21 protein-coding genes and 5 pseudogenes are annotated in these 24,768 nt (G+C 58.5%); 16 read left to right on the top strand and 10 right to left on the bottom strand.

Annotation, left to right across the window (positions count from 1 at the left end):
- Positions 1-30: 30 nt before the first annotated feature.
- From pdxR to ROS217_RS20570, 3 genes are all read left to right on the top strand, one after another.
- On the top strand, positions 31-1,491 hold the full coding sequence (gene pdxR / locus ROS217_RS20580) for a MocR-like pyridoxine biosynthesis transcription factor PdxR (protein WP_050766474.1): 1,461 nt from the start codon (positions 31-33) through the stop codon (positions 1,489-1,491).
- A 145-nt stretch (positions 1,492-1,636) separates the two neighbouring features.
- Positions 1,637-2,830 (top strand): epoxide hydrolase family protein, encoded by a 1,194-nt coding sequence (locus tag ROS217_RS20575; protein WP_083781603.1) that lies wholly within the window; start codon positions 1,637-1,639, stop codon positions 2,828-2,830.
- Positions 2,827-4,311 carry an aldehyde dehydrogenase gene (locus tag ROS217_RS20570; protein WP_009819749.1) on the top strand — a complete coding sequence of 495 codons (1,485 nt, stop codon included), beginning with the start codon at positions 2,827-2,829 and terminating at the stop codon, positions 4,309-4,311. Before ROS217_RS20575 ends, ROS217_RS20570 begins: the two co-directional genes overlap by 4 nt.
- Before the next feature lie 142 nt (positions 4,312-4,453).
- Here the strand turns inward: ROS217_RS20570 and ROS217_RS23715 are convergent.
- Positions 4,454-4,900 (bottom strand): annotated as a pseudogene (locus ROS217_RS23715) (helix-turn-helix domain-containing protein); the annotation flags it as partial.
- Positions 4,901-5,108: 208 nt separating this feature from the next.
- On the opposite strand from ROS217_RS23715, the gene ROS217_RS20560 reads away from it, so the two are divergent.
- The 5 genes and pseudogenes from ROS217_RS20560 to ROS217_RS20540 all read left to right on the top strand — a co-directional run bounded on the left by ROS217_RS20560 (position 5,109) and on the right by ROS217_RS20540 (position 8,670).
- On the top strand, positions 5,109-5,660 hold the full coding sequence (locus ROS217_RS20560; protein WP_009819747.1) for a fasciclin domain-containing protein: 552 nt from the start codon (positions 5,109-5,111) through the stop codon (positions 5,658-5,660).
- 73 nt (positions 5,661-5,733) lie between these two features.
- On the top strand, positions 5,734-6,201 hold the full coding sequence (msrB, locus tag ROS217_RS23710) for a peptide-methionine (R)-S-oxide reductase MsrB (protein WP_009819746.1): 468 nt from the start codon (positions 5,734-5,736) through the stop codon (positions 6,199-6,201).
- Positions 6,198-6,551 carry a DoxX family protein gene (locus ROS217_RS20550; RefSeq protein WP_009819745.1) on the top strand — a complete coding sequence of 118 codons (354 nt, stop codon included), beginning with the start codon at positions 6,198-6,200 and terminating at the stop codon, positions 6,549-6,551. The genes msrB and ROS217_RS20550 overlap by 4 nt, the downstream gene beginning before the upstream one ends.
- A 92-nt stretch (positions 6,552-6,643) precedes the next feature.
- Positions 6,644-7,302: pseudogene (locus ROS217_RS20545) on the top strand (IS6 family transposase); the annotation flags it as partial.
- 156 nt (positions 7,303-7,458) lie between these two features.
- A complete protein-coding gene (locus tag ROS217_RS20540; protein ID WP_009819743.1) occupies positions 7,459-8,670 on the top strand; it encodes a GAF domain-containing sensor histidine kinase in 1,212 nt (403 codons plus the stop codon).
- A 119-nt stretch (positions 8,671-8,789) separates the two neighbouring features.
- On the opposite strand, the gene ROS217_RS23265 is transcribed toward ROS217_RS20540, so the two are convergent.
- Entirely contained in the window at positions 8,790-10,022 is a 1,233-nt protein-coding gene (locus ROS217_RS23265) for a response regulator (protein ID WP_009819742.1), read from the bottom strand.
- Positions 10,023-10,268: 246 nt separating this feature from the next.
- Between ROS217_RS23265 and ROS217_RS23705 the strand changes: the two are divergent.
- Both ROS217_RS23705 and ROS217_RS20530 read left to right on the top strand, forming a co-directional pair.
- Positions 10,269-10,466, top strand: a pseudogene (locus tag ROS217_RS23705) (DDE-type integrase/transposase/recombinase); the annotation flags it as partial.
- A 63-nt stretch (positions 10,467-10,529) separates the two neighbouring features.
- Positions 10,530-11,232 (top strand): annotated as a pseudogene (locus tag ROS217_RS20530) (IS6 family transposase).
- A 210-nt stretch (positions 11,233-11,442) separates the two neighbouring features.
- Here the strand turns inward: ROS217_RS20530 and ROS217_RS20525 are convergent.
- The 4 genes from ROS217_RS20525 to ROS217_RS20510 all read right to left on the bottom strand — a co-directional run bounded on the left by ROS217_RS20525 (position 11,443) and on the right by ROS217_RS20510 (position 14,622).
- Entirely contained in the window at positions 11,443-12,558 is a 1,116-nt protein-coding gene (locus tag ROS217_RS20525; protein WP_040651953.1) for a Fic family protein, read from the bottom strand.
- Positions 12,559-12,778: 220 nt separating this feature from the next.
- Positions 12,779-13,024: a WGR domain-containing protein gene (locus ROS217_RS20520; protein ID WP_009819738.1), complete on the bottom strand. Its 246-nt coding sequence runs from the start codon at positions 13,022-13,024 to the stop codon at positions 12,779-12,781.
- A gap of 123 nt (positions 13,025-13,147) precedes the next feature.
- Positions 13,148-13,735: an SMC-Scp complex subunit ScpB gene (gene scpB, locus ROS217_RS20515; protein WP_040651951.1), complete on the bottom strand. Its 588-nt coding sequence runs from the start codon at positions 13,733-13,735 to the stop codon at positions 13,148-13,150.
- A gap of 2 nt (positions 13,736-13,737) precedes the next feature.
- Positions 13,738-14,622: a DUF1403 family protein gene (locus ROS217_RS20510; protein WP_009819736.1), complete on the bottom strand. Its 885-nt coding sequence runs from the start codon at positions 14,620-14,622 to the stop codon at positions 13,738-13,740.
- 681 nt (positions 14,623-15,303) lie between these two features.
- On the opposite strand from ROS217_RS20510, the gene ROS217_RS20505 reads away from it, so the two are divergent.
- On the top strand, positions 15,304-16,329 hold the full coding sequence (locus ROS217_RS20505; protein ID WP_009819735.1) for a tyrosine-type recombinase/integrase: 1,026 nt from the start codon (positions 15,304-15,306) through the stop codon (positions 16,327-16,329).
- A 3-nt stretch (positions 16,330-16,332) separates the two neighbouring features.
- Here ROS217_RS20505 and ROS217_RS20500 read toward each other — a convergent pair whose 3' ends face one another.
- Complete coding sequence (locus ROS217_RS20500; protein ID WP_009819734.1) at positions 16,333-16,641, bottom strand: type II toxin-antitoxin system RelE/ParE family toxin; 309 nt, start codon at positions 16,639-16,641, stop codon at positions 16,333-16,335.
- The gene (locus tag ROS217_RS20495; RefSeq protein WP_040651947.1) at positions 16,628-16,873 is read right to left on the bottom strand and encodes a type II toxin-antitoxin system ParD family antitoxin; all 246 of its coding nucleotides are present in this window, start codon (positions 16,871-16,873) and stop codon (positions 16,628-16,630) included. The genes ROS217_RS20500 and ROS217_RS20495 overlap by 14 nt, the downstream gene beginning before the upstream one ends.
- 120 nt (positions 16,874-16,993) lie before the next feature.
- Here ROS217_RS20495 and ROS217_RS20490 point away from each other — a divergent pair.
- Positions 16,994-17,874 (top strand): annotated as a pseudogene (locus tag ROS217_RS20490) (recombinase family protein).
- Between the two features lie 78 nt (positions 17,875-17,952).
- On the opposite strand, the gene ROS217_RS20485 reads toward ROS217_RS20490, so the two are convergent.
- Entirely contained in the window at positions 17,953-18,348 is a 396-nt protein-coding gene (locus ROS217_RS20485; protein ID WP_009819731.1) for a PIN domain-containing protein, read from the bottom strand.
- The gene (locus ROS217_RS23700) at positions 18,338-18,565 is read right to left on the bottom strand and encodes an AbrB/MazE/SpoVT family DNA-binding domain-containing protein (RefSeq protein ID WP_083781602.1); all 228 of its coding nucleotides are present in this window, start codon (positions 18,563-18,565) and stop codon (positions 18,338-18,340) included. The genes ROS217_RS20485 and ROS217_RS23700 overlap by 11 nt, the downstream gene beginning before the upstream one ends.
- 216 nt (positions 18,566-18,781) lie before the next feature.
- On the opposite strand from ROS217_RS23700, the gene repA reads away from it, so the two are divergent.
- The 4 genes from repA to ROS217_RS20460 all read left to right on the top strand — a co-directional run bounded on the left by repA (position 18,782) and on the right by ROS217_RS20460 (position 24,708).
- The gene (gene repA, locus ROS217_RS20475; RefSeq protein WP_040651945.1) at positions 18,782-19,966 is read left to right on the top strand and encodes a plasmid partitioning protein RepA; all 1,185 of its coding nucleotides are present in this window, start codon (positions 18,782-18,784) and stop codon (positions 19,964-19,966) included.
- The gene (repB, locus tag ROS217_RS20470) at positions 19,966-20,958 is read left to right on the top strand and encodes a plasmid partitioning protein RepB (RefSeq protein WP_009819726.1); all 993 of its coding nucleotides are present in this window, start codon (positions 19,966-19,968) and stop codon (positions 20,956-20,958) included. Before repA ends, repB begins: the two co-directional genes overlap by 1 nt.
- Positions 20,959-21,140: 182 nt before the next feature.
- The gene (repC, locus tag ROS217_RS20465) at positions 21,141-22,352 is read left to right on the top strand and encodes a plasmid replication protein RepC (protein WP_009819725.1); all 1,212 of its coding nucleotides are present in this window, start codon (positions 21,141-21,143) and stop codon (positions 22,350-22,352) included.
- Positions 22,353-22,530: 178 nt separating this feature from the next.
- Positions 22,531-24,708, top strand: coding sequence for a ParB/RepB/Spo0J family partition protein (locus ROS217_RS20460; RefSeq protein ID WP_040652024.1), 2,178 nt, complete (start codon positions 22,531-22,533; stop codon positions 24,706-24,708).
- The last annotated feature ends 60 nt before the right edge of the window (positions 24,709-24,768 follow it).

Here is a 24,768-nt window from a genome sequence, read left to right as displayed (position 1 = left end):
AGAAAGCGATCCGCCCGAGGGAGAGATTCATTGAGTTCCACGACGCCAAAGTTCCTGAGGCTCCCCAGAAACTCGACACTAAGCTTGCGCGACCAGATATGTGAGGTTGTGACCGCCGCGATTGCGTCCGAGGCCTTGGCTTGTAGCCGCCCGCTCCCCTCTTGCCGTGAGCTAGCACAACAGTTTGGGGTGTCACGTAATACGGTTTTTTCCGCCTATAACAGGCTGATAGATTTAGAATTTTTGATATCACGCGACCGTTCGGGCTATTTCGTGAACCCAAAGATGGTGACTTTGAAAAAGGCAGCAAAGGTTAAGGCCGACGAAAATGGGGGCGCGCCCTGCCCCGTGAGCTTCCAGCCAAGTAATCTGATGCCAGTAGTCAATCCGCTGGATTGGAGCAGCTATCCCTACCCATTCATCTACAACCAAATCGACCCAGACCTGTTTCCTGTCGACAGCTGGCGCGAATGCACTAGACAGGCCCTAGGCCGCAAGCAAATGCCAGCTTGGGCCAACGATTCTGTGGAAAGCGACAGCTCCCAACTTATCCAGCAACTTCGGCAAAGGCTGCTGAACACGCGAGGCATCTATGCCGACGAGGATGAGATACTAATCACGCTCGGCTCACAGAACGCGCTCTTCATACTTGGCACGATCTTTGCACCGAACCGCAAACCGATAGCTTTGGAAGATCCCGGCTTCTTTGGCGCACGCAATGCTTTCCGACTTTCTGGCAACGAGTTGATCGGCGTTCCGATCGACACGGATGGGCTGATTCCGTCCGCCATTCCCAAGGGCTGCCAAATGGTTTTCACAACACCCAGCCACCAGTTCCCGACCATGGTCACCATGAGCCAATCAAGGCGCGAAGAATTGATCGAAGCGGCTTCCGAGAAGGATTTCATGATCATTGAGGATGATTACGAAGCCGAGATGAATTATGTTACAAAGTCCTCGCCGTCGCTGCGTTCGATGGACCAATCAGACCGTGTTATTTATGTCGGTAGCCTTTCAAAAACTGTATCTCCAGGTATCAGGATTGGCTTCATCGTCGCGCATAGGGACATAATTCGGGAAGCACGCGTCGCGCGCGGCGTAATGATGCGACACCCGCCGACTATCGTTCAGGAAATCCTAGCCCTGTTCTTCCGGCTGGGGCACTACGATGCCCATCTGCGCAATATCGAGCGACGCTATGAAAAACGCTGGCATGCGATGAATTCGGCACTAAGCGACCATCTTGGCAGTTTGGAGCGCACGGCATCCAAGGGTGGGACGTCATTCTGGCTAACCGGGCCAGAGGGGTTTGACGCGGCAAAACTGGCTTTGCGCTTGCGCGCACGTGGCGTCTTGGTGGACAGGGGGCGGGACTACTTTCTCCACTACGATAATAACCGAAGCTTCCGCCTTGGATTTGCTTATGTCCCAGTCACGAAATTAAAGGCAGGCGTCCAAATCATTGCCGAAGAAGTTCAGGCCGCGCTTTAGATTCCGTATCTGCGACCATCCATCTGTCCCTTCGAAAGGCTCAACCTGTCTCTCGTGGCAAGTCCGACTTTCCAGTTATCTGAGTTTCGAGATGCTAGGTCCATGGGCCTTTGAGCATAATTGATCAGATTGAGGAGTCAGCCTTTTGTTGGATCGCATCAACACCAATCCCAATTTGTCACCGTTTAAGTTCCACGTCCCCGACGATGTGCTTGAGACCGTTCTTTCCAGGGTTGCAACTTACCCTTGGCACGAAATGCCGGACGACGGAGGCTGGGATTACGGCACCAATATCGACTACCTCAAAGAGCTTTGTGCCTATTGGACGGATGGCTTTGACTGGCGCGCGCAAGAAGCGCGGATCAACAGCTTTTCGCATTTCAAGACGTCGGTCGACGGCATAGATATGCATTTCATCCATGAGCCCGGCAGCGGCCCAAATCCTATGCCACTAATGATCAGCCATGGCTGGCCTGGATCCGTAGCCGAGTTTTTCAAGTTGATTGAGCCACTGGCCCATCCTGAACGTTTTGGCGGCGATGTCAGTGACGCCTTCACCGTCATCGCCCCTTCTCTGCCTGGCTTTGGTTTTTCTGGACGCCCTCCGCGCCCTTTTGGCCCACGCAAAATGGCAGGCGTCATCAATTCCTTGATGACCAAAACTCTGGGCATCGAAAGCTATCTGGCACAGGGCGGAGATTGGGGGGGCGCAATCTGTTCTTGGCTCGGCTTTGATCATGCGCCCGCCTGCTCGGCCGTTCACCTCAACGTCTTAACCATGCGCCATCCCGACGGACCACAGACACCGACTGAAGCGGCGTGGGAAGCACAATTCGAACGCGATCAGATCATGCAGAACGGGTATCGCACCCAGCAGGCGACGCGACCGCAGACGCTCAGCTATGCGATGATGGACAGCCCGGTCGGCATTGCGGCCTGGCTAGTGGAAAAGTTCCACGATTGGTCGGATGTGCCAGTCGGTGGCATCGAAACCGCTCATTCCAAGGATGAGCTGCTGACCAATATCATGATCTATATCACCACGCGGACCTTCAATTCCGCCTCGTGGATCTACTACGGACGGCGTGAGGAAGGCGGGCGCATTCTATCGCCGGAAGGGGCTCGCGTCGAAGTACCGACGGGTTGCGCCGTTTTCCCGAAGGAAATGCTGCGCTGGCCGCCACGCAGTTATGCCGAACGCATCTACAACATCCAGCATTGGACTGAAATGCCACGCGGTGGCCACTTCGCTGCGATGGAAGAACCAGAAATGCTCATCAACGACATTCGCAAATTCGCATGCAGCCTGCGCCAAAAAGACAATGGAGCCACCCGATGACCCTGACACATGCCAACTTCCAAGCCATAGCTGCCAAGCTGATCCCGAACGGTCGGGCCTATATCGACGGCTCATCCTGTGACGCAGTTGACGGCGACAAATTCGAAACGATCAATCCGGCCACCGGGCAGGTTCTGGCAGAGGTCTCACATTGCAAATCGGCAGATGTCGACCGCGCTGTCGCCGCCGCCCGTCGGGTGTTCAACGACGGCACCTGGTCGCGGGCAGAGCCAGAGCACCGCAAGGAGGTACTGCTGAAGGTCGCGACCCTCGTTCGCGAACACACAACTGAGCTGGCAGTTCTAGAAAGCCTTGATACTGGCAAGACCATCACTGATTGCCTGCACGAGATCGGAACTGAAGTACCGCGTTTCTTTCAGTGGTACGCGGAACTCGCGGACAAGACCTTTGGAAAGATTGCACCCACCGGCCTAGGTGCGCTCGCCCTGATCACCTATGAGCCTGCCGGTATCGCGGCCGGCGTCCTGCCCTGGAATTTCCCACTTCTCATGGCGGCCTGGAAGATTGCTCCTGCCCTCGCGGTCGGGTGTTCTGCTGTCATCAAACCGGCCGAGCAAACGCCACTCACCGCCATTCGTCTGGCCCAGTTGATGGAAGAGGCCGGCGTTCCGCCAGGTGTCATCAACGTCATTCCCGGCTATGGGCACACGGCGGGGCAAGCGATCGGTCTGCACAATGACATCGACACGCTATCTTTCACCGGCTCGACCGAAGTCGGACGGATGTTCCTGCACTATTCCGGCGACAGCAACCTCAAAGGAGTTGGTCTGGAAATGGGCGGTAAGAGCCCCTTCATCGTGCTGGATGACGCCCCTATCACTGACGATCTGATCGAACACGCCACCATGTCGGCCTTCTGGAATGGAGGGCAGAACTGCTCAGCCAATATGCGTCAGCTTATCGCGGCGCCTTTGGTCGAAGAGTTCACGGCCCGCGTCTGCGAACGGGTAAAGGCCTTTCGGCTTGGTGATCCGCTGGATCCGTCGACGGATATCGGCTCGATGATCTCCAAGGACCACAAGGAAATGGTGATGTGTTATATCCAAAGCGGCGTGGATCAGGGTGCCCGCAAAATCATGGGCGGTAGCAGCGACTTACCAGGATTCTTTATTGAGCCGACCGTGTTTCAAGGTGTCACTCCCGATATGCAGATCGCGCGGGAAGAGATATTTGGCCCGGTCCTTGGCATCATGCCGGTGGGATCAGATGCAGAGGCGCTCGCGATCGCTAGCGATACCGAATACGGCCTCCATGCGACCGTCTTTACGCGCGATATCGACCGCGCGCTTCACATGGCGCGGTCTCTTCCTTGCGGCACCGTGTCAGTAAACGGTTTTTCTGAAGGAGACATCAAAACCCCATTTGGCGGTTACAAAATGTCCGGTTCGCTTGCTCGCGACAATGGTACAGAGGCTTTGGCGCAGTACATGCAAACCAAGACGATCTGGATCACCACTTGAAGACGGGGGTAATCCCCCCGAAAGTAAGGGGCTGGATAAGTAGAATTTTCTCGGCAAGATGAACGAGGAGATTTCGAATTAAGACAAGCAGATACAGTGAAGCGCAGATCATTGCGATCCTGCGCCAGGCCGAAGGCGGTGTGCCGGGGACCTGTTTGTTGTATCGCTTAGTATGCACTTTGCGCATGCGTGTTCCGCGCGGAAGCCGATTTAATCCATTGCGCCGCAATATCCGCGACACGGTGGCATCAGACATCCGAATGCCATCATAGCGCTCCAGATACCAAACGATCCGCATCGGTCCGAGATGATACGTGCGGCGAAGGTGTAGCACCTTTTCCTCGCGCTCTGGCGACGTCCTATTGGCATGGCGCTTCGGGATAGGTGGTGCGTTTACCAGCCCTGCTTCGCCATGCTCGGCATAGTCTTTGCGCCATCGATAAAAGCTTGTCCTGCCGATGCCAAAGTAGCGACATGTCTTGGCGACGTGCCCAATGGCCTCAGCATATCGAAGTATCCGCAGCTTGCGCTGAATATCGCGTTGTCCTGAGTCATGAACATCTCTTTCGCTCGGAGCTCCGAGCTTAATGAGAATGTTCCGCAAGTAACGGCATTCCTACATTTGCCTTGCGGCCTCGTGTGTGGGGAAGGCGGCTCACCCACCGGGGCCATTCTGGCAACCAAATAATTCTTCGGCGCACGTTTATTCTAGGCGGGCTGAAACTCTTTCGCGGGCGCGCCCGTATCTTCTCTCGTTACCGCAAGAAAGTTGCGAACATTATCAGGAGGAGAAAAACATGAAAATCGTGTCCAAACTGGCCACCGCAGTTGCAGCATTGACCATCGCGACCGCAGCCTACGCAGAAAACCCGATGGTTGGTGGCGCGCCGATGTTCGAGACGAAGAACATCGTGGAAAACGCTGTGAACTCGGCCGACCACACGACGCTCGTTGCCGCGGTCAAGGCCGCAGACCTTGTCGAAACCCTGCAAGGCCCCGGACCATTCACCGTCTTCGCGCCGGTCAACGACGCGTTCGCGGCCCTGCCGGACGGCACCGTCGACACGCTCTTGAAGCCCGAAAACAAGGACATGCTCACTAAGGTGCTGACCGCGCACGTGGTTGCTGGTGACTGGTCCGCCGCCGAGATCGCACGTCAGGCTCGCGCCTCGTCCGATGGCTTTTATCACTTCAATGCGGTATCGGGCGACGCCCTGTCGGCCCAGGTCAGGGGAAACAACGTCTTCATCTACGACGAAAGCGGCAACGCGGGTCGTGTGACCATCGCGGATGTCGATCAGTCAAACGGCGTGATCCACGTCGTCGATACGGTCCTCGTTCCGAAATAAGGCGAGCAGAACCGCCTGGGCGGGCCGACGCCCCCCGCTGGTCCGTCCGGGCATTTTTCGAAGAGGTGAAACCATGAAGCGCAGAGCATTTCTCTTGATGACGGGAGCCGCCTTGATGGCACGGCCTCTCCACGCCTCAACATGCGGTTTCGAGATTTGCCGCACCGAAGCGGAGTGGCGCGACCGCCTGAGCGAGAACGAATACCTGGTGCTGCGCGAGGAAGAAACCGAGCGGCCCTACACTAGCCCGCTCAATGAAGAAACGCGCACTGGGACATACCATTGTCGTGGGTGCGACCTCCCGGTTTATGTTTCGGACGCGAAATACGACAGTGGAACCGGCTGGCCGAGCTTTTATGAAAGCCTGCAGGATGCTGTTAGGACTAAAGAAGACAGGAAGCTTTTCTTTCAGGTCCGGACCGAGGTGCATTGCCGCCGATGTGGCGGCCACCTGGGCCATATCTTCGTTGACGGACCGGAGCCGACGGGCAAACGTCATTGCCTGAATGGTCTCAGCCTGACCTTCGTTCCGGGCGAATGACCAATAGATTTGAATGGGTCGCCGGGCGGTATCTCTTGGCGATACTTTTTCTTGCCGGGGCCGTGCAGAAGACAATTGACCCAGGTGCCGCGCAGGCGCTTCTGGCGGGCTCTGGATTGCCCGTGTGGCTGGTCTGGCCCGCCCTAGCGTTCAACGCGTTGGCTGCCGGGCTTCTTATCGCGGGCAAGTTCTTGAAGCCTCTCGGACGTTTGCTGGCGGCATATTGCTTGCTGACCAGCGTCTTTCATTTCATTCCATCCGACCCATGGCAGATGTCGATCATGATCAAGAACTGGGCAGTGGCGGGCGGGTGTCTGATTTTGACAACGTCGTTAGAAAAACAGACTTAAGCTTAGCACCACAAGCGGCGTTGTCACATTATCTACTTCCGATTGCCGGGTCCGCGATTTGGAGGTAGCCGGTGCCGACGCAGACACCGTAAATCAGCTATAAGTGCCACAGCTTTCCGCCTGAGATCATTGCCCATGCGGTATGGCTGTACGTCCGGTTCAATCTGAGCTTGCGTGAGGTTGAGGAGATGCTGCTCGAACGTGGCATTGACGTGTCCTATGAAACTATCCGGCGCTGGACCGCCAAATTCGGCCCCCAGATTGCACGGAACCTGCGGCGCCGACAGGCGCGCCCTGGTGATGTATGGCATCTGGACGAGGTCGTTGTGAAAATCTCGGGGCGGAAGTTCTGGCTCTGGCGCGCGGTTGATCAGCATGGCGTCGTTCTCGAGGAGATCGTGCAATCCAAGCGCGACAAGCGAGCCGCGAAACGGGTACTGCGACGCCTGATCAAATGTTACGGGCTCCCCAAGCGGATCGTTACCGACAAACTCCGCGCATATGGGGCGGCCAAACGGGAAGTGGCGCCAGGCCTTGATCATTGGTCTCACAAGGACCTCAACAATCGCGCCGAGAACAGCCACCTGCCATTTCGAAAGCGGGAACGAGCGATGCAAAGCTTCCGGTCACCAGGCGGATTACAGCGGTTCGGTTCAATTCATTCCGCCACCGAAATTGTTTTACCGTTCCATCCAGACGCCGCGCCGCCTTGACTATCCGATATCACCGAAGGGAAGCATTCGAAGCTTGGGCAACCGCAGCCGACATCGCCTGGATCAGCAGAAACCGGCCGGTCTTGCAAGCCGCGGAAGTTAACGTGACAACACCCACGCAAACGCAATCGTTGACTAAACCGGAAATAGCCTACTTATTGACGTGAAAGTTAATTTCCTAAGAGGCGCCGCTTGTGAGGACCTATCCCATTCCGTTCAATGAGGAAGCACGCCTCCGATCTCTTTTTGCCGTTCCGGGCCTTACGGAAGAGAATGACGCCGTTTTCGAAGCTATTTGCGAGGCCGCAAGGAAACTTCTTGATTGTCCCATCGCCCACATCAGCGTCGTTGAGGACGACACGCAGTGGTACAAGGCTGTCGTCGGGATAGAGCTGGACCGTATGCCTAAAGACAACAGTTTTTGCGCGCATACGATTATGTCAAACGAACCACTCGTGGTTCCGGACCTGAGCAAAGACCCGCGCTTCAAACGACACCCGATGGTCGTCAAGGGAGGCCCAGAAGCCCGGTACTATGCCGGAGTACCCTTGGTACTTTCATCGGGACATCGTTTCGGAAGTCTCTGTGGTCTCGATCTCGTCCCGCACGACGCCCCCGCGGACCAACAGATGGCTATCCTTGCGGACTTGGGCAGGGCCGTGGTCGCGGCCCTCGAAGGCGTTCCGCCGAAACCGGTGGTAAAGACAGAAGATGAATCCGCGAAGACCACTTTCATCACCTTGATAGGCCATGAGTTACGGACGCCGCTCACGATCCTGCGCGGCAGTCTGCAACTTCTCGAAGCTACCGCTGAAAGCGGCGTCAATCCGAAATTGATGAGGGCGGCGGGGAAAGCAGTCGAACACCTGATGAACCTCGTGGAAGCGGTCATAGCGTTCAGTGATGCCTCGACAGGTGAGCTGCGGCTGAACGAAAACCGTTGCGAATTGGGAGACCTTTTTGCGGAAATCTCTTACCTGCAACTACCGGGTGCCGACGGTGTCCTGAAGTCGATCACCCTTGAGAAGGGTTCATTGACACAGCAGGTCTTTCTTGATCCGAACCAGATCAAGGTTGCACTGAACGCTCTCGCCCTCAACGCGATTAATCATGGCGGTCAAGACATCACCGTCGGTGCCAGTCAGGACGCACAGGGTAATATCGAGCTCTGGGTCGCTGATAGCGGCAATCTAGGTGAGCATGTAGAACTGGCCAAGCTCTACGAACCCTTCGTGGTTGGTGGTGATATCAAACATCGGGACACGCGAGGCGGACTGGGTCTTGGCCTTCCATTAACGCGCAAGTTGGTCGAACTTCACGGTGGTGACTTTGAAGTCCGGTCCGATCCCAACTGCACAACTGCGATAATCCGATTGCCAGTCTGGCGTACAGAGCAGTTCCCGTAGAGCCATCCCGCCTGGCGATAGCTTAGGCATGGCTAGATACCCGCGATATCGGGGACAGGGCGCTGTTAAGGAGCGGCGGGGCAGCAGGCATTCGTCTCACAGGTGGAGAAATCGCCGCGCTAGCGCCTGAGCAGACCTGCAACTGATCTGCCCTGTTTGTCCATCGCTCTGTTCTCCGCAAGGGCGATCACGCGGTCCGTCGCCATCCCGGCGCGCTCTGCCTTTGCACCTTGTAGCTGTACCGGTCCTCCGACAGATATGCCTATCCCCGCGTCCTTGCTGGAAACGTTGCCATGAAGCCGTCTCTCGATGTCGGTCTCGATATTGATCGCATGCAGAGGGTTTGCATAATTGGTCGCAACCAGAAGGGTCGCGTCGTCAGTGTAGGCCATAACGGTTTGATCGGCTCCGAAACATCCGACTGCAGTCGCCGCAAGATCTTCGAGAAGCGCGACGAACTGTTGGGAGGATGATCGCATATAAACCGCTTCGACCTCATCAATGCTGACGGCGAGCATCTGAACACCGGCCACCTCTTTCCCTGGCAACTGGGTCAGATAACTCGACAGGGCCGTGGGATCGACAAGGCTTCCCCCGGCTTGAAGCCGCAGTTCTTCGGGCAATTCGAAGTCTTGGTTCTGTATCCGAATCCGTCGGCGACATTCCGAGTTTTCCTGCCTTGCAGGACCCGTCCCGCGCTGTGCGTGGACTGTTTCCTGCGCCCGCCGCAAGCGCATACCCAGTTCTTCGATATCGAACGGTTTGGTCGCATATTCAGTCGCACCGGCACGATAGGCATCACCAATGTTTGCCACGTCCCGCATTGCGGTCAGCATGACGATCGGCGTCTGGCGGTATCGGGGAATTTGGCGAACCCGGCGACAGAATTCGATACCGTTCATGCCAGGCATGCTGATATCGAGCAGGAGGCAGTCGAAGGGCGTGTCGCTGCCGGTTAGCAACTTCAAGGCTTCTTCGCCTGACGCGGCGGGCGTCACCTCGGAAAACCCCGCCTTCGCCGAGATCATCGGTATGAGTTCCAGAATGAACGCATCGTCATCGACCGCAAGGATTCTCATTGGAGCTTCAGTCACCGCAACTGGTCGGTCGGGAGCGGGTTCGATTAGTGGCGCATATCCCTGCGGGTTCCCGCTATCTCCGGCGATCGCTGCCTTGCCTTGATCGGCGAGATGGCCCACCAGCATTCTGGCAGCCGGAAGCAGAACCAGAATGGCGGAGCCAACCAGCGGGTAGAGACCGAATGCGAGCCAGAACGATGCACCGAGAAGAAGGGCAACGACGGATGCAATCAGACCCGCAAGGGCACCGACCAGGACGTATCCAACTACCATATGGGTATCTCCTACCGAACGCTCATCCAACCGGACAACCTAGTGGCGAGTAATGCAATTGCGAATCTCAACGACGCCTTGTCCCTGTAGGGCGTTTTCCCTTTTCAGGCGCGCGCCGACGACTGTCCGAAGAGAACCTACTTCAACGGGGGCACTCCAGCGAAACTATGGCCTTGGCCTAAGTGTCGCCTAATTCCTGTGAATCATGCCGACAGGGGGCGTTGTCACATATCTACTTCCGATTGCCGGGTCCGCGGCAAATGGACTTATCTTTACCGCGCCGTCGATCAGGACGGCCAAACTCTTGATTTCATGCTGTCAAAGCGCCGCGATACCGCTGCCGCGCGAAGGTTCTTCATGCGTGCCATTGGCACCAACGGTGTCCCAGACCGAATTGCCAACGACAAGAGCGGCGCCAATTTCGCTGGCCTGCAAAGTCTAAACGGGTGTTGTCACGTTAACGCCCTGCACATTGCTGGCCTAGGGTTGTCAGCGTAGTTGGTGGCGATGCGAAATCAAGACATCCGCTACAAGCGCCACCGGTTTCCACTCCAGATCATCACGCATGTCGTCTGGCTCTACGCCCGGTTCAACCTGAGCCTCCGTGAAGTCGAAGAGTTCGATGTTGGAGCGCGGCATCGACGTTTCGTACGAGACGATCCGGCGCTGGACGGTAAAGTTTGGCCCGCTGATTGCCCGTACTCTTCGGCGACGACAACCGCGCCCCGGCGATGTCTGGCACCTGGATGAAGTCGTTGTGAAGATCGCGGGCCGGTCCTTCTGGCTTTGGCGAGCCGTTGATCAACACGGCGTCGTCCTTGAGGAAATCCTACAGCCCAAGCGGGACAAGCGCGCGGCAAAGCGGCTTCTGGTCAAACTGATGAAACGCTGGGGCTTCGTGCCCAAACGGATCATTACGGACAAATTACGATCCTACGGTGCCGCCAAGCGCGAGGTCGCACCTGGCCTGGATCATTGGTCCCACAAAGGACTCAATAACCGAGCCGAGAACAACCATCTGCCCTTTCGAAAACGCGAGCGGGTGATGCAGGGCTTTCGATCGCCGGGCGCACTACAACGCTTCGTGTCCATACAGTCCGCCACCCGCAATTGCTTCTCCGTGCCAGCCCGCCGCCGCTCCGCCATCACCATCCGCTACCACCGGCTCGAAGCACTCGAGGCATGGAAAATCGCGACCAATGTCGCTTGATGTGAGATCGGCACGCCAACCTGAAGACTGGTTGAGTTAATTTGACAACACCCCTTCGGGTAGTGCACGCCTTTGAAATCTATCGCCATTCTGCCCAACCCGCGCAATCGTTTCTTCCGACCGTGCTCTGCAATATCGCCTGTCCAGCTGGAAGCAAAATAGTTTGCGACACAGCCTTTGCCAGGCATTCCCAAATTAATGCAACGGACCCTACTGAGGCGCCTCCTCAAGATTGAGCCAGTAGCGCGTGTACCTACGCTCACCTGTGCGCCCGAATGCCTCCATCTCAACAAGGTCTTGTAGATCCCTTGTCGCCGTTGCACGCGAAGTACCGGTAATCGAAATGTAGTTCCCGGCGCTTAGGCCACCTTTGAACCCTTCTGGTCCTTCTCGGAACATCCGCTTGATCGCCTTGGTCTGCCGCTCGTTCAGGTTGTCCCGGTGCCTGTCATAGAAATGTGCTTTCGCAATGAAGAAGCCGACGCGATCCAAAGTGACTTGCTGCGCTGCAAGCACCGTTTCGGCAAACCACACGAGCCAAGGTGTGACATCCAATATCTTCTGGTGCCGTTCAAGCTGGTCATAGTATGCCTTCCGTTGCCGTTCGATTGTGAAGGCAAGCGCGATCAGGCTTGGCTGTCCGATATTCTGAGCCAAGGACTTTTCGGCCAGGGCCCGACCCAAGCGACCATTCCCGTCTTCGAATGGATGGATGCTTTCGAAATAGAGGTGGCTCAGCCCAGCACGCGTCAGTGCCGGCAATGGGTCACTGGTACCCGGCGCCGTCCTGCTGAACCAGTCGACATAACCGTCCATCTTGTCTGCAACCTGCGCCGAAGGCGGCGCCTCAAAATGTACGACCGGACGATCAAGACGGCCAGAGACGATCTGCATGGCTTCTTCGTGCTTGCGATAGGACCCGATTGCCTCCAACGGTTTGTCGAAAGACAAGAGCATCTCATGCCACCGAAAGAGCGTGTTATGTGTAAGAGGCTCGGCATAAGTTGAGTAAACATCGACCATCATCTCGGCTACGCCCTGTTCTCGAGGCCTGTTCGGATAGCTGTCCGGTGCCAATCCGAGTTGTCGGCGAAGCGAGGATTGCACGCTGAGCCGATCGAGCATCTCACCTTCGATGGCGCTGGTTTTCATGGCTTCATCGCTCAGCAGATCAATGCGGAGCTGATCACGTTCTGACGGGCTGACATGGTGAACCGCACCCAGGATTTCGCCTGACGACAGCAGAAAACGTTGTTCAAGCGGGGCCAATGCTGTCGCGTCATACCGAAAATCCGGCCAGTTAGGTAATTGCCAGTTCCATGCCATGAGTTATAGATGTCCTTTCTATAACTCAAAAATAGATCAATTTAGAGCCATAGAAGTCAATCCTATACCTCAACAAGCGCAAGAATGTTTTTGCGGGCACTCTCACATGTCCACTACTGGCCCGACAGCTGAAGCCAAAACAAGCGAGCATTTTCGGCAAATCTGGATTTGCGACTGTACGGCTGATTGAACGATCCGAAAATACACCCCTCAACCAACACTACGCCCCCACATACCCCCGGTGGCGCTTTTGGCGTTCCAGCTTGTCGCCCGCCTCGCCCGCCTGCCTCGCATCCTCGTAAGTCACCGTCATCGACCGCCCGCGAGTACCGATGCGGCCCCAGTATCGGACAACCGAGACCTCGCCGAATAGCGTGGGCTGTATCGCGGTGACATAGAACCGCGCCATATTCAGGTCGGGAACAATGCGGACCAGATCGGTCGTGGAATGTGCCATATCAAACATGGCGGGATTATCGGGCAGCAGCCGTAATCCGTCCAACGACAATTCGGAATCAATCGCCCCGATTGGATTCAGAACCGTGATACTGCGTCGGGCACAGCCAAGTGCCGAGCGCGAGCTTCCCCATCAACTCAACCCCGCATCTTCCATCTGTTCTCGGTCCGGCAAATCGTGCAGGGTTTCCAGGTCGAAGGCGATCAGGAACGTCTCCGTGGTCACAAAGGTATAGGGTGCCCCGCGCTGCGGCGACCGCGGCCCTGTTCCAATCAGCCCCCGCGCATGCAGCCGTCCGATCAGATCGCGGCTGATCTCCTTGCCGAAGATGTCCTTCAGCCCGTCGCGGGTGATAGGCTGGTGGTAGGCGACAGCGGCCAACACCGCGACGTCGAATTCGCTCAGGTCTATCAGTTGGTCGCCGACATCCGCGGCGGCCCGGATCGCGGGGGCGTAGGCGGGTCGCGTGCGGAATATCCAGCCGCCAGCGACCTGCGCAACTTCAAAAGCCCGCCCCTCCAGATCGGCGGCGAGGTCCTCGACCAGAAGGTCGACCGAAGCCCCCTGCCCCACCACGCGTGCCAGGTCGTCGCGCGGCACCGGCGAAGCTGAGGCAAAGAGCACCGCCTCGATCCGGCGCATCCATTCCCGCCAGCGCAGCTCGGGCGGCAAGTCGGTCAGCTCGCGATCCAGTTCGGGGTCAGAGCGATCCTTAGCCATCGTCATACCCCATAGAGCCGGAACGTATCTCGGCCCGTCAGCTCGCGTACCGCGCCGAGATCGACCAACCGGTCACACAGCCGCCGCGCTGCCCGATCCGGCAAAGGCAAGGCCGACGGCGCCACCGCGTCACGAGCCAGGAACATATCGACCGCGTCGCCCGCCCCCTTGGCCCGCAGCTTGGGTGCGACCGCCCTCAGATGCGCCACCCGACGCGCGAGGTCGGTGGAGAGACGCACGGTCTCGACCGCCGATGAGACGAGCGCCCGATGACAGGCGAGCCTCAAGTCGTCGCCTTGCTTGCGCAGGTCTGCGCGTTTCAGGCCAGCCGCCAGCAGCGGCACGACATGATCCCAACCGAGCGCTTGGGACAAAGCCGCGTCCGCGAGGATCAGCGCCGCAGCCTCTGCACGCGGCGCCTCCGTCAGCACCGTCTCCAGGACCATCGCGGCCCGGGTCACTGGCGCCCCTTTCCCTGCATCAAGCCACACGGCAACCTGGCGGGGCCCGAGGCTCGGCAAGGCGCGCCCCAAAGCCTTGATCGAGACCGGCAGCTCCACCGCACGCCGCCAGGCCAGGTAGGTTTCCCCCGCCGGTCCGGGCAGGTCGCCGGGGCGCAGCAGGTGTACCGCGTCGCGCAGTTCCCCTGCCCGCTCTGGACGCCCAGAAAACACAACGCAAGCCTCTGCCGCGCGCAGCGCCAAGCGGTCCCGCAACAAGGCTTGGGGCACTTCCTCGCGTCCCAACACAAGATGCAGGTGGTTCAGCGCCGCGCCCGACAAAAACGCCACATCTTCAAGGGTTTCAGCGCGTGCAGAGGTGATCCAAGCGGGCATCCGGGGTATCGTGTCGAGGTCGCTGATGTGATCCGGCCGGGCAAATGTCATGCCCAGAGCCTACACTCGTGCGGCTGTTTTTGCCAGTAAATAGCGTATAAACCGCCCCGCCTTGCCGCTCTATATTATGTCCAATAAGTTTGCCTTATCGGACATAAAAGAATATGCTCAGCGTCATGTCAGAAAACACCGAGAAATCTGTTGTCGGATGACCGGAATTCACGAGATTCAAGCACTTCCCCGAAAAACGAACCGGGGTTCATGAGATTCTGGAGCGGTATTGATGAGACTGGACGAGTCGGAATTCGTGAGACTAGATGCTGCCACGCCCCACAAAATAAGGGCTTTCCTACGACCAGACTGCCTCCGATGGCACCAAAACCCGCGAAAATAGCCATCCGTTCGGATGCGATCTGGTCTCATGAACCCCGGCATGTTTTGTCACCAGTCTCACAAATACTGACTCGGGAGAACCGGGGCGCTTCGGCTAGGCCATTGAAATTAAAGGAATCGCAGTCTCATGAATTCCGGCATTCCGACACAAGCACTTGCGCCGCGAGAGAGACAGGGGTTCGTGAGATTCTTGAACAGTGTTTATGAGACTGGACGAGTCGGAATTCATGAGACTGTAAGCAATAACCGGCGGCTTCGGTCCGCCGGCGCGCGTTATCACCGATCTGAGTGTGATCGCGCTTGCCTAGAGAACACAAACGTCGAGAGAGAGGCCCAGCCATGAACGACGAAGAAACTTCTATTGCTCTACCCTCCCATGTGGCTGGCTCCGGCAATCTAGATCGCTTGGTCGATACGGCGCGGGATTATGCGCGCGCCGCAGCTTCCGAAAATACATTGAAGGCTTATACGAAGGACTGGGCGCATTTTGCGCGCTGGTGCCGGATGAAGGGCGCAGACCCCCTGCCCCCTTCTCCGGAGATGATCGGGCTCTACCTTGCGGATCTGGCGTCCGGGTCGGGGCCCTCCCCTGCCCTCTCGGTTTCAACGATTGAACGGCGCCTGTCGGGGCTTGGGTGGACCTATGCGCAGCGCGGGGTCACCCTTGATCGCAAGAACCGTCACATCGCGACTGTGCTGGCCGGGATCAAACGCAGGCATGCGCGTCCGCCGGTCCAGAAGGAGGCAATCCTGGCCGAGGACATCCTCGCGATGGTTGCCTCCCTGCCCTTCGACCTCCGTGGGCTGCGGGATCGGGCAATCTTGCTCTTGGGCTATGCGGGCGGATTGCGGCGTTCCGAGATTGTCAGCCTCGACGTCAACAAGGACGACACGCCGGACTCGGGTGGCTGGGTTGAGGTCTTCGACAAGGGCGCACTGTTGACGCTGAACGCCAAGACCGGCTGGCGCGAGGTCGAGGTCGGGCGAGGTTCCAAGGATCAGACCTGCCCCGTGCATGCACTTGAGCAATGGCTACACTTCGCGAAGATCGACTTCGGCCCGGTCTTCGTGCGCACCGGGCGAGACGGCAAACGCGCGCTGGAAGCTCGGCTCAATGACAAGCATGTTGCGCGCCTGATCAAGCGCACGGTCTTGGACGCCGGCATCCGGTCAGATCTGCCCGAAAAGGAACGACTGGCGCTGTTTTCCGGCCACTCGCTGCGCGCCGGTCTCGCCAGCTCTGCCGAGGTCGACGAGCGCCACGTTCAGAAACAGCTGGGGCATGCCTCGGCCGAAATGACCCGCCGCTACCAGCGCCGCCGCGACCGATTCCGGGTAAACCTGACAAAGGCCGCAGGGTTGTGACGCTCACCCCTCCAAGAGATAGGCCGTCAGGTTCTGGTGAGCATGTATTATGCGGATAATCTCAACCCCCTGCCCGTCCGCCCGGTAGATCACCAGATGCATACCACTGGGATGGATGCGTACCGGGGGTATGAACTCGCCGTGTTCCCGGGCCATCTCTGGAAAGTCAGCGAGCAGGTCGAAGAGCGCGAACAGACCATCGGCATAGCGATCCGCCTGTTCGATGCCCCAGATGCCTGCGCCGTGGTGCCAGATGTCGGACAAGTCGGTTTCAGCGGCGGATCGAATGACCCAACGGCTATTCTCCGGCATATTCCGCGCGCATCCGGGACTTGAACGTGCTGCGATCGAGCGGGGCCGCCGGCCCGCTGGCGAGGCCAGCGTCAACCGCAGCCTGGATTTCCGCAATGGCCTCAGTCCGTGCGCGATCGCGCCGGATCAGATCGCGAACGTAGTCGCTGGAATTGGCGTAGCGTCCGGCTTTTGCCTGGTCTTCGACCCAACTCTTCATCGGGTCCGGCAACGAAATATTCATGGTGCCCATGATGATCTCCTTCCTAGCAAAGAGTATGACAAAGTTTGCCAAATCGCAAGAATTGTTCATGCATTCCAAGCCAAACCGTCGTTTAGTGACGCTATATGAAACGGCAAAAGGCCTGTTTTGATGCCATTGATAGGTTACGCGCGCGTTTCAACCGAGAATCAACCCCCCCCTGCCCCAGTTGCAGGCCCTGAAATCCGCGGGTTGTGCCGAGATCCATAAAGAACAGGCCTCTGCCGGAAATCGTGCGCGGCCGGTCCTTGCGCGCATTTTGGAGCGCGTGACCAAGGGCGACACGCTGGTTGTTGTGCGCATTGATCGTCTTGCGCGATCGCTGTCGCATCTGCTGGAAGTGATCGAACGACTTGAGGCGACGGGCGCGTTCTTCCGTTCCATTCAAGACCCAATCGACACTGCATCCCCGCAGGGCAAGTTCACGCTTCAGGTCTTGGGTGCTGCGGCCGAGTTCGAGCGCGCCCTAATCCGGGAACGCACCAAGGCGGGCTTGGCAAGCGCGAGAACTAGAGGTCGCGTTGGTGGGAACCCGGGTCTGCGGGCCAAGGACCCAGCCGCTCTGCACAAAGTGCGGCTGGCACGACAGGACGGCTACACGGAGCGGCTAAACGAGACGGCACAGGACTGGGTGCCGCATGTACGCCGCCTGCGTCCCGACACGGCATGGGAAGACGTGCTGAGCGTTGTTAACGGCCCCCTGCCCCGCGAGCGTCAATGGACGCAAAGCCGACTCCTGCGCGCGGTCAACGCTTATGTTCGCGATGGCTTTCTGCCCGAAACGGTGCTGGCCCGTGCCGGGCGCCGCAAAACCGACGACCGCCCGCCATCGTCGCAGCCATCAAGGGCGCGGATCCGGCATTAGGCTCCAGGCGATCTGCACCCGGCTCGAAGCGATGCGCGAGCGTACTCCCCGCGGGCGGACAAGTTGGCAGCCGTCATCGGTGAAGATGCTGCTGGAACGGACCGAGAAGATGGGACTGCTTGAGTAGCCAAACAACCTTCCAAATCCTCCACGACATGGAAGGTTTACAAGGCTGTGGCAGGCGCGATGCTCAGAAGCCGTCCGCTCACGCAAAGGGGTTAACGATGCGAAGCTGGTCTTCCACCAGCAGGCCATCCTGCATGTCCTCGCTCCACAGCGTGGTACAACCCGCAACCAAAGCGCTAGCGACGATCATCGCGTCGTAGATCGAGAAGCCGTAGCGTTCCGCCAATGCGCGGCCGACGTCATGGGTCTGAAGGTTCAGGTCTTCGACGGGGCACAAGGCACGCACGCCCTCGAGAAACGCCCCTGCTTCCTCCCAACTGAGGCCAGCCTTGCGGCGGCAGTTCACCAGCGTCTCGTTCAGGACCTGAACGCTGATCCGCGGTCCTTGCCCCAGGATGACCTCGGCTCGATAGGCCTTCGGGCTGTCGTCGAGCAGGTAAAGAATGACATTCGTGTCCGCGAATTCAGCGCTCATGAGCGTCTTCGCGGCTAAGGCGTTCCGCAGCGGGCAGCTTGCCCCGGAAGCGGCGCAGACCCGTCAGCACCTCCTCTGCGCGGGCCAAGCGGCGCACTCTTACTTGGCCGTTATCCTTCACAAGGTCGATCTGGTCACCTTCCTTGAGGCCAAGCTCACGGACGAGCTCCGCAGGCAGGCGGACGGCAAGCGAGTTCCCCCATTTCGCGACATGCATCGTGACCTCCTAGCTTGGATATACGCTGGGAAAAGTATATCATACTGAGCGTAAGGGCAAGCTTGACGTCGAGACCTGGACACTATTGTGCATGTCAGGCCTTTGCACACCAAATCTAGAAAGGTGTTGCACGAATCTGATCCCTCGGGCAATAGTCACGAAAAAGGGCGACTAAACGCCGTAATCCGTGAACACGATGCGGACGAGTGAGGGCAGATGAGCAGAGCAGATACCCAGGAAGACCTGAACGCCGTGATCCGTCAGCACTCTGCTTTGCTGGCGGCGCAGCTGCATTCGCAGCGCGAGAGCCTCTTCCCACCCGACGCGTCTAAGTCTATGCGAAAATTCACCTCCGGGGAAGCCGCTGCTCTGCTGGGTGTCAACGATTCATACCTCAGAAAGCTGCATCTTGATGGCAAGGGACCTTCGCCTGAGATCACTTCGGGGAACCGCAGGCACTATTCGGCTGAAGACATTCAGAACCTGCGGGTTTTGTTGGAAAAAACAGCTCGGAAGCCCGGCGACTATTTGCCTGGTCGCCGCGCTGGTGACCATCTTCAGATCATCGGCGTGATGAATTTCAAGGGCGGCTCCGGGAAAACGACTTCGTCCGCACATCTTGCACAGCGGCTTGCCCTCAAGGGTTACCGGGTGCTGGCGATCGACCTTGATCCGCAGGCCTCACTGACAGCCTTGCATGGGGTTCAGCCTGAATTTGACCTGCTGGATGGCGGCACGCTCTATGATGCGATCCGTTATGAAGACCGGGTTCCGATCGCAGAGGTTATCCGCAAGACATACATCCCAAACCTCGATTTGATTCCCGGGAATCTCGAACTCATGGAGTTCGAGCACGAAACACCGCGGGCACTTGCCAAGGGCAATGCCGGCTTGTTTTTTTTCAGGGTGAAGGAAGCATTGGCACAGGTCGATGAGCAGTACGACGTGGTCGTGATTGACTGCCCGCCGCAGCTTGGGTTCCTGACCATGTCCGCTCTGTCGGCCGCGACGGGCGTCCTCGTGACGATTCATCCCGAGATGCTCGACGTGATGTCGATGAGCCAGTTCCTCAGAATGACGGCCGACCTGATGGACGTCATTGCCGACAGTGGGGCTGACATGTCGCATGACTGGATGCGGTATCTCTTGACCCGATATGAGCCGACAGACGCACCGCAGAACCGGATCGTCGCCTTCTTGCGGACGATGTATGGCGACAAAGTCTTGAACGCGCCGATGCTCAAGTCGACGGCCATCTCGGATGCCGGCTTGACCAAGCAGACCCTTTATGAGGTCGAACGCAGCGCCTTCACCCGGACGACCTATGACCGGGCCATTGAAAGCTTGAACGCGGTCAATGACGAGATCGCCCAGCTCATACAAAAGACTTGGGGCCGCTGATGACCGACAGCAAAAAGAAGCGCATGTCCATGCTCGACAGTCTCGCAACAGCGGGGACGCCGCCTGTGGCTGGAAGCATGATGTCGAGCAATCGAGCGCTGCGCTCTGCACGTGATGCTGTGGACGCGCACCATGTTTGGGATCTCGATCCGGCCGAGATCGAAGACGAGCGGTATTCCGATCGCCTTGATCCCAAGGATGTCCACGATCTGCGCGTGTCGATAGAGCAAAACGGGCAGACGGTCCCCATCCTCGTTCGGCGCCACCCCACCGAAAGCAACCGCTATCTGCTCGTCTATGGCCGTCGACGTCTTGAGGCAATCCGTGCCTCTGACAAGGTGAGCAAGGTCCGCGCCCTCATTGCGAATATGGATGATACGGCGGCGCTTCGCGCCCAAGTTTCGGAAAACACCGGCAGACGTGACCTAAGCTACATCGAACGCGCACTTTTCGCCCAAGAACTGCTCGATAGTGGCTTTGGCTCCCAAGCGCAGATTGCCGAAGTGTTGAACGTGACCCGTTCTGCAGTATCGATGTCGATCTCAGTTGCCAAGGCGATCGGCACGGCCTTGGCCCACGCAATCGGACCGGCTCATGGTGTCGGGCGTCCCAGGTGGGAGGCTATGGCGAAGGAACTTGCCGATAACCAGATCGGTATCGACGTCCTTTGCCGAGTTGCTCTTGATGTTCATGCAACAGTAGCCGCGAGCGAGCACGCCGACGAGGAGACTCAGGTTGATCCTTCGGTGGCGGCTTTTGAGGCCGTTGCACGGCAGGTAAAAAAGAATGTTGGCCCGACGCCCGGCAAGAAGCCGAGATCGAAGACCACTGCCCTTGTGATTGATGGTACGCCCGTGGGCGCGAGCAAGAGATCTGGCCGGGCGCTTCGCCTAGACCTGACGGATGTGGATGATGCCTTTGCGGAGTGGCTTGACGCCCGCGCACAGGACGTCCTCGAAGAGCTTCACGATCGCTGGAAACGCGAGACATGAAGAGAGGCAGAGCAGCAACAAAAAGGAGGCACGGTACAGGCTAAAGAAAAGGTCCCGCAAAGCTTTCGCTCCACGAGACCCCAACTTTGATCTTAGCACTTTCAAGGTAGTGGGCCGACGCGCAAACCGCAAGTCATATCTGATTCGCGGAACAGCTTTTCTATGCCTTCGTGAATGACATCATGGACTACACACCGATTTCGCCGTTTATGCGGCCGATCTCGCACGCCCATCTGCGCGTGATCGAGCGGCCTGAGACGTCTGTTGCCGGCAAGCCCGTCAACAAGTGGGAGCTCTTGCGCGAATTGTCCAAGGCGCAGGCCGCCTTTGGTGTCTCTGAGCGCGATCTGACCGTCCTGCAGGGGCTTCTCAGCTTCTTTCCGGATGATGCGCTTGGCGGGAACGCTGAAATGCTTGTCTTTCCCTCCAACAAAGCGATCTGCGAGCGGCTGAATGGCATGCCCTGCTCCACGATGCGTCGCCATCTTGCCCGCCTGGTAGAAGCTGGCTTGCTCATGCGGCGCGATAGTCCCAACGGGAAGCGCTACGTGCGTAAGCACGGCGAAGAGCGCGTAGCCTTTGGTTTTGATCTATCCCCTCTCTACTGCCAATCCGAGGAGATCGCTCGGGCCGCTGAGGCCGTGCGTGAGGCTGAGGAGCGTGTCAGGCGTTTGAGGGAGGTCGTAAGCCTCATGCGGCGTGATCTCGCGGCCCTCGCGGAGTTCGGAGACGAAATACAACCAGGCCTAGGCATCTGGGATAAGCTTCGCGACAAGGCCGTCCTTACGGCCCGCGCGCTTCGACGCAAGCTCTTGCTTGAGGAGCTCACGGCGTATCGGGCTGACCTCGAGACCCTTCTCGATCAGGCGCGTAACGTCATTGATGGCCCTGAAACAGAAGAAATGAACACCAATGATGCCCGGTTCGAGCGTCACGATCATAATTCAAATAAAGAATCTATAGATCTTGAACCTGCCTTAGAAAAAGGCGGGGCGGCGGCCGATGTGCCAGAGAAGGATAACGATGCGCCTTTGGCTGACGTTGAAGAGCCGGACACACAGCGGGTGCCCAAGATCCCACTTCATCTGGTGATTGCGGCCTGTCCTTCGCTCAAAACTTTCTACCAAGGGGATGTTCGGCACTGGCACCAGCTTTTCGACGCTGCCTGCCATGTGCGGCCAGCAATGGGCATCAGCGCGTCCGCCTGGCAAGAAGCGCAGCGGTTCATGGGGCCCGAGCAGGCGTCGATCGTTGTTGTTGCCATGCTGGAACGCTTTGCCGACATCAGATCGCCGGGTGGATATCTCCGCGCGCTGACATCGAAGGCGGCGGCGGGTGAATTCTCCTGCGGGCCGATGGTCATGGCGCTGATCGGCCGAAGGAGCGCGGCGTGATGTTCACAGCTGTGAACACCCACGGCCTCAACCACCCATTCGGCAAAGTTCACAGCTGTGAACTATTTCCATTGGCGCATGACCAAACGGCATCGAGAGGGAAAGGAGTGTTGGTTTGAGGGTGACGGGAAGTGAGATCGGTAGAGTGGCTTCCGACGCCCGTCGTGGAGAAGATCTGATGACCAAAGCTGTCCAGAAAATCACCCTGTCCCCGTCCCGAGATATCCCTTTCGACAGGCTTGTGCTGAGCCAATCCAACGTGCGGCGCATCAAGGCTGGCGTGTCCGTTGAGGAACTGGCTGAAGACATCGCCCGCCGAGGCCTCTTGCAAAGCCTGAGCGTGCGGCCAGTGTTGGATGCTGATGGCACAGAGACCGGCAAGTTCGAGATCCCCGCCGGTGGCCGCCGGTTCCAAGCATTGTCGTTGCTGGTGAAGCAGAAGCGTTTGGCGAAAACGACGCCAATTCCCTGCATCGTGCGCGATCCTGCGTCTGACATCCTAGCCGAGGACGATTCCTTGGCCGAGAATATGCAGCGCGTCGCCCTGCACCCGCTCGACCAGTTCCGCGCGTTTGTGTCCCTGCGCGATAAGGGTCAGACCGATGCAGAGATTGCTGCCGCCTTCTTCGTAACGCCGCAGATCGTGAAGCAGCGCCTGAAACTCGCAGCTGTCGCCCCTGCCCTGCTTGAGGTCTACGCCGAGGATGGCATGACGCTGGAGCAGCTCATGGCCTTCACCGTGAACCCCGATCATTCGCGTCAGGTTCAGGTCTGGGATGTGATCAACTCATCCTGGAACAAGGAACCATTCCAGATCCGGCGCATGCTGACAGAAACCTCGGTCCGGGTGTCGGACCGGCGCGCGATCTTCGTGGGTCTTGATGCCTATGAAGCGGCGGGCGGCACGATGCTGCATGACCTGTTCCAGGGCGATGACGGTGGTTGGCTCGAGGACCCTGCCTTGCTCGATCGGCTGGTAACGGAAAAACTGCAGGCCGAGGCTGAGACGGTTGCGGTTGAGGGCTGGAAGTGGATCGAGGTCGCGCTTGACCTGCCCTACGGCTACAGCCACGGGCTGCGGTCCTTGTCCGGTGATCCGGCCCCGATGACGGATGACGAAGTCGTGGCTCATGCCAAGCTGCTCGCCGAATATCGAGCGCTGGAAGAGGAATACGAGGGGCAGGATGAATTCCCTGAAGAGATCGATGCACGTCTTGGTGTGTTGGAGGTCGCCATGGAAAAACTCGAGGCCAGGCCATTGATCTTCGACGCGGAAGAGAACGGGCGGGCAGGGGCGTTCGTCACGCTCGATCGCTACGGCGCGCTGGCAGTCTATCGTGGCTATGTGCGTCCAGAGGATGAGCCCGTTGAGGAGACCGAGGTCCAGGATGGTACTGATCCTGCGGTGGCGGGGCAGGGGGATTGTCATGATCTCACCGATGGACATGGCAGTGCCGCTCATGGCGGAACCGTCATCATGTCGGGTGGCCAGCCGATCGGAACTGACTTGCCGGAGGATGAGGATGACGGAGCGTTGAAGCCACTGCCCGAGCGCTTGGTCATGGAGTTGACGGCCCACCGGACGCTGGCGCTGCGTGAAGCGATCGGGCGCTCGCCCGACGTAGCGTTGACGCTTCTGCTTCTGAAGCTGGTGACGGACACCTTCCGTACCTCCTCAGCTTCGGGCAGCTGTCTCGAAGCCTCCGTGCGTCACGTCTACATGTCGGCGCAGGCAAGTGATCTGAAGGACAGCGTGGTGGCAAAGCTGGTCGATGAGCGTCATGCGGAATGGGAAGCCGATCTGCCGCTTGGCGACGATGCAGCGCTCTGGGACTATCTGACACTCCTGGACCAGGGCAGCCGTCTGGCCTTACTGGCGCATTGCCTCAGCTTCGGCGTCAACGCGCTGCATGAGAAGGTGAACCCGTACGGGGCAGGCATCTCTGCAGGCGGTCTGACCCGGCGGATGGCGCATGCCGATCTCGTGGCGCGCGCGACAGATCTCGACATGGTCGAGGCGGGCTGGGAGCCCACGGTCGACACCTATCTCAACCGCGTGCCCAAGGCCCGCATCCTCGAGGCCGTGCGCGAGGCGAAAGGGGAGGGGACTGCCCAACTCCTCGATCACCTGAAGAAGGGCGAGATGGCCAGTGAGGCCGAGCGCTTGCTGAAGGGCAGCGGCTGGTTGCCCGAGGTCCTGCGCCGGAACGATCTCGTGGCGCTGGACGGTGAGGACTGTGCCGAAGGGCAGGGGGCGGATGCGGAAGCGGCTGACAGCGTCAGTGAAGCTGACCTTCCTGCGTTCCTGACGGATGACCTGCCTGCTGAAGGCGCGTCGATGCTGGCCGCGGAATAATGTGATCCAGCGGGGGGGCGGAAATTCCGCCCCCAATCACCCTATAACGTAATAATATCA

This window comes from Roseovarius sp. 217 (assembly GCF_000152845.1).
In the GTDB taxonomy this organism is placed as follows: Bacteria; Pseudomonadota; Alphaproteobacteria; order Rhodobacterales; family Rhodobacteraceae; genus Roseovarius.
The sequence above is the reverse complement of the archived record's forward strand: the minus strand, read 5'-3'. Positions and strand labels throughout refer to the sequence as shown.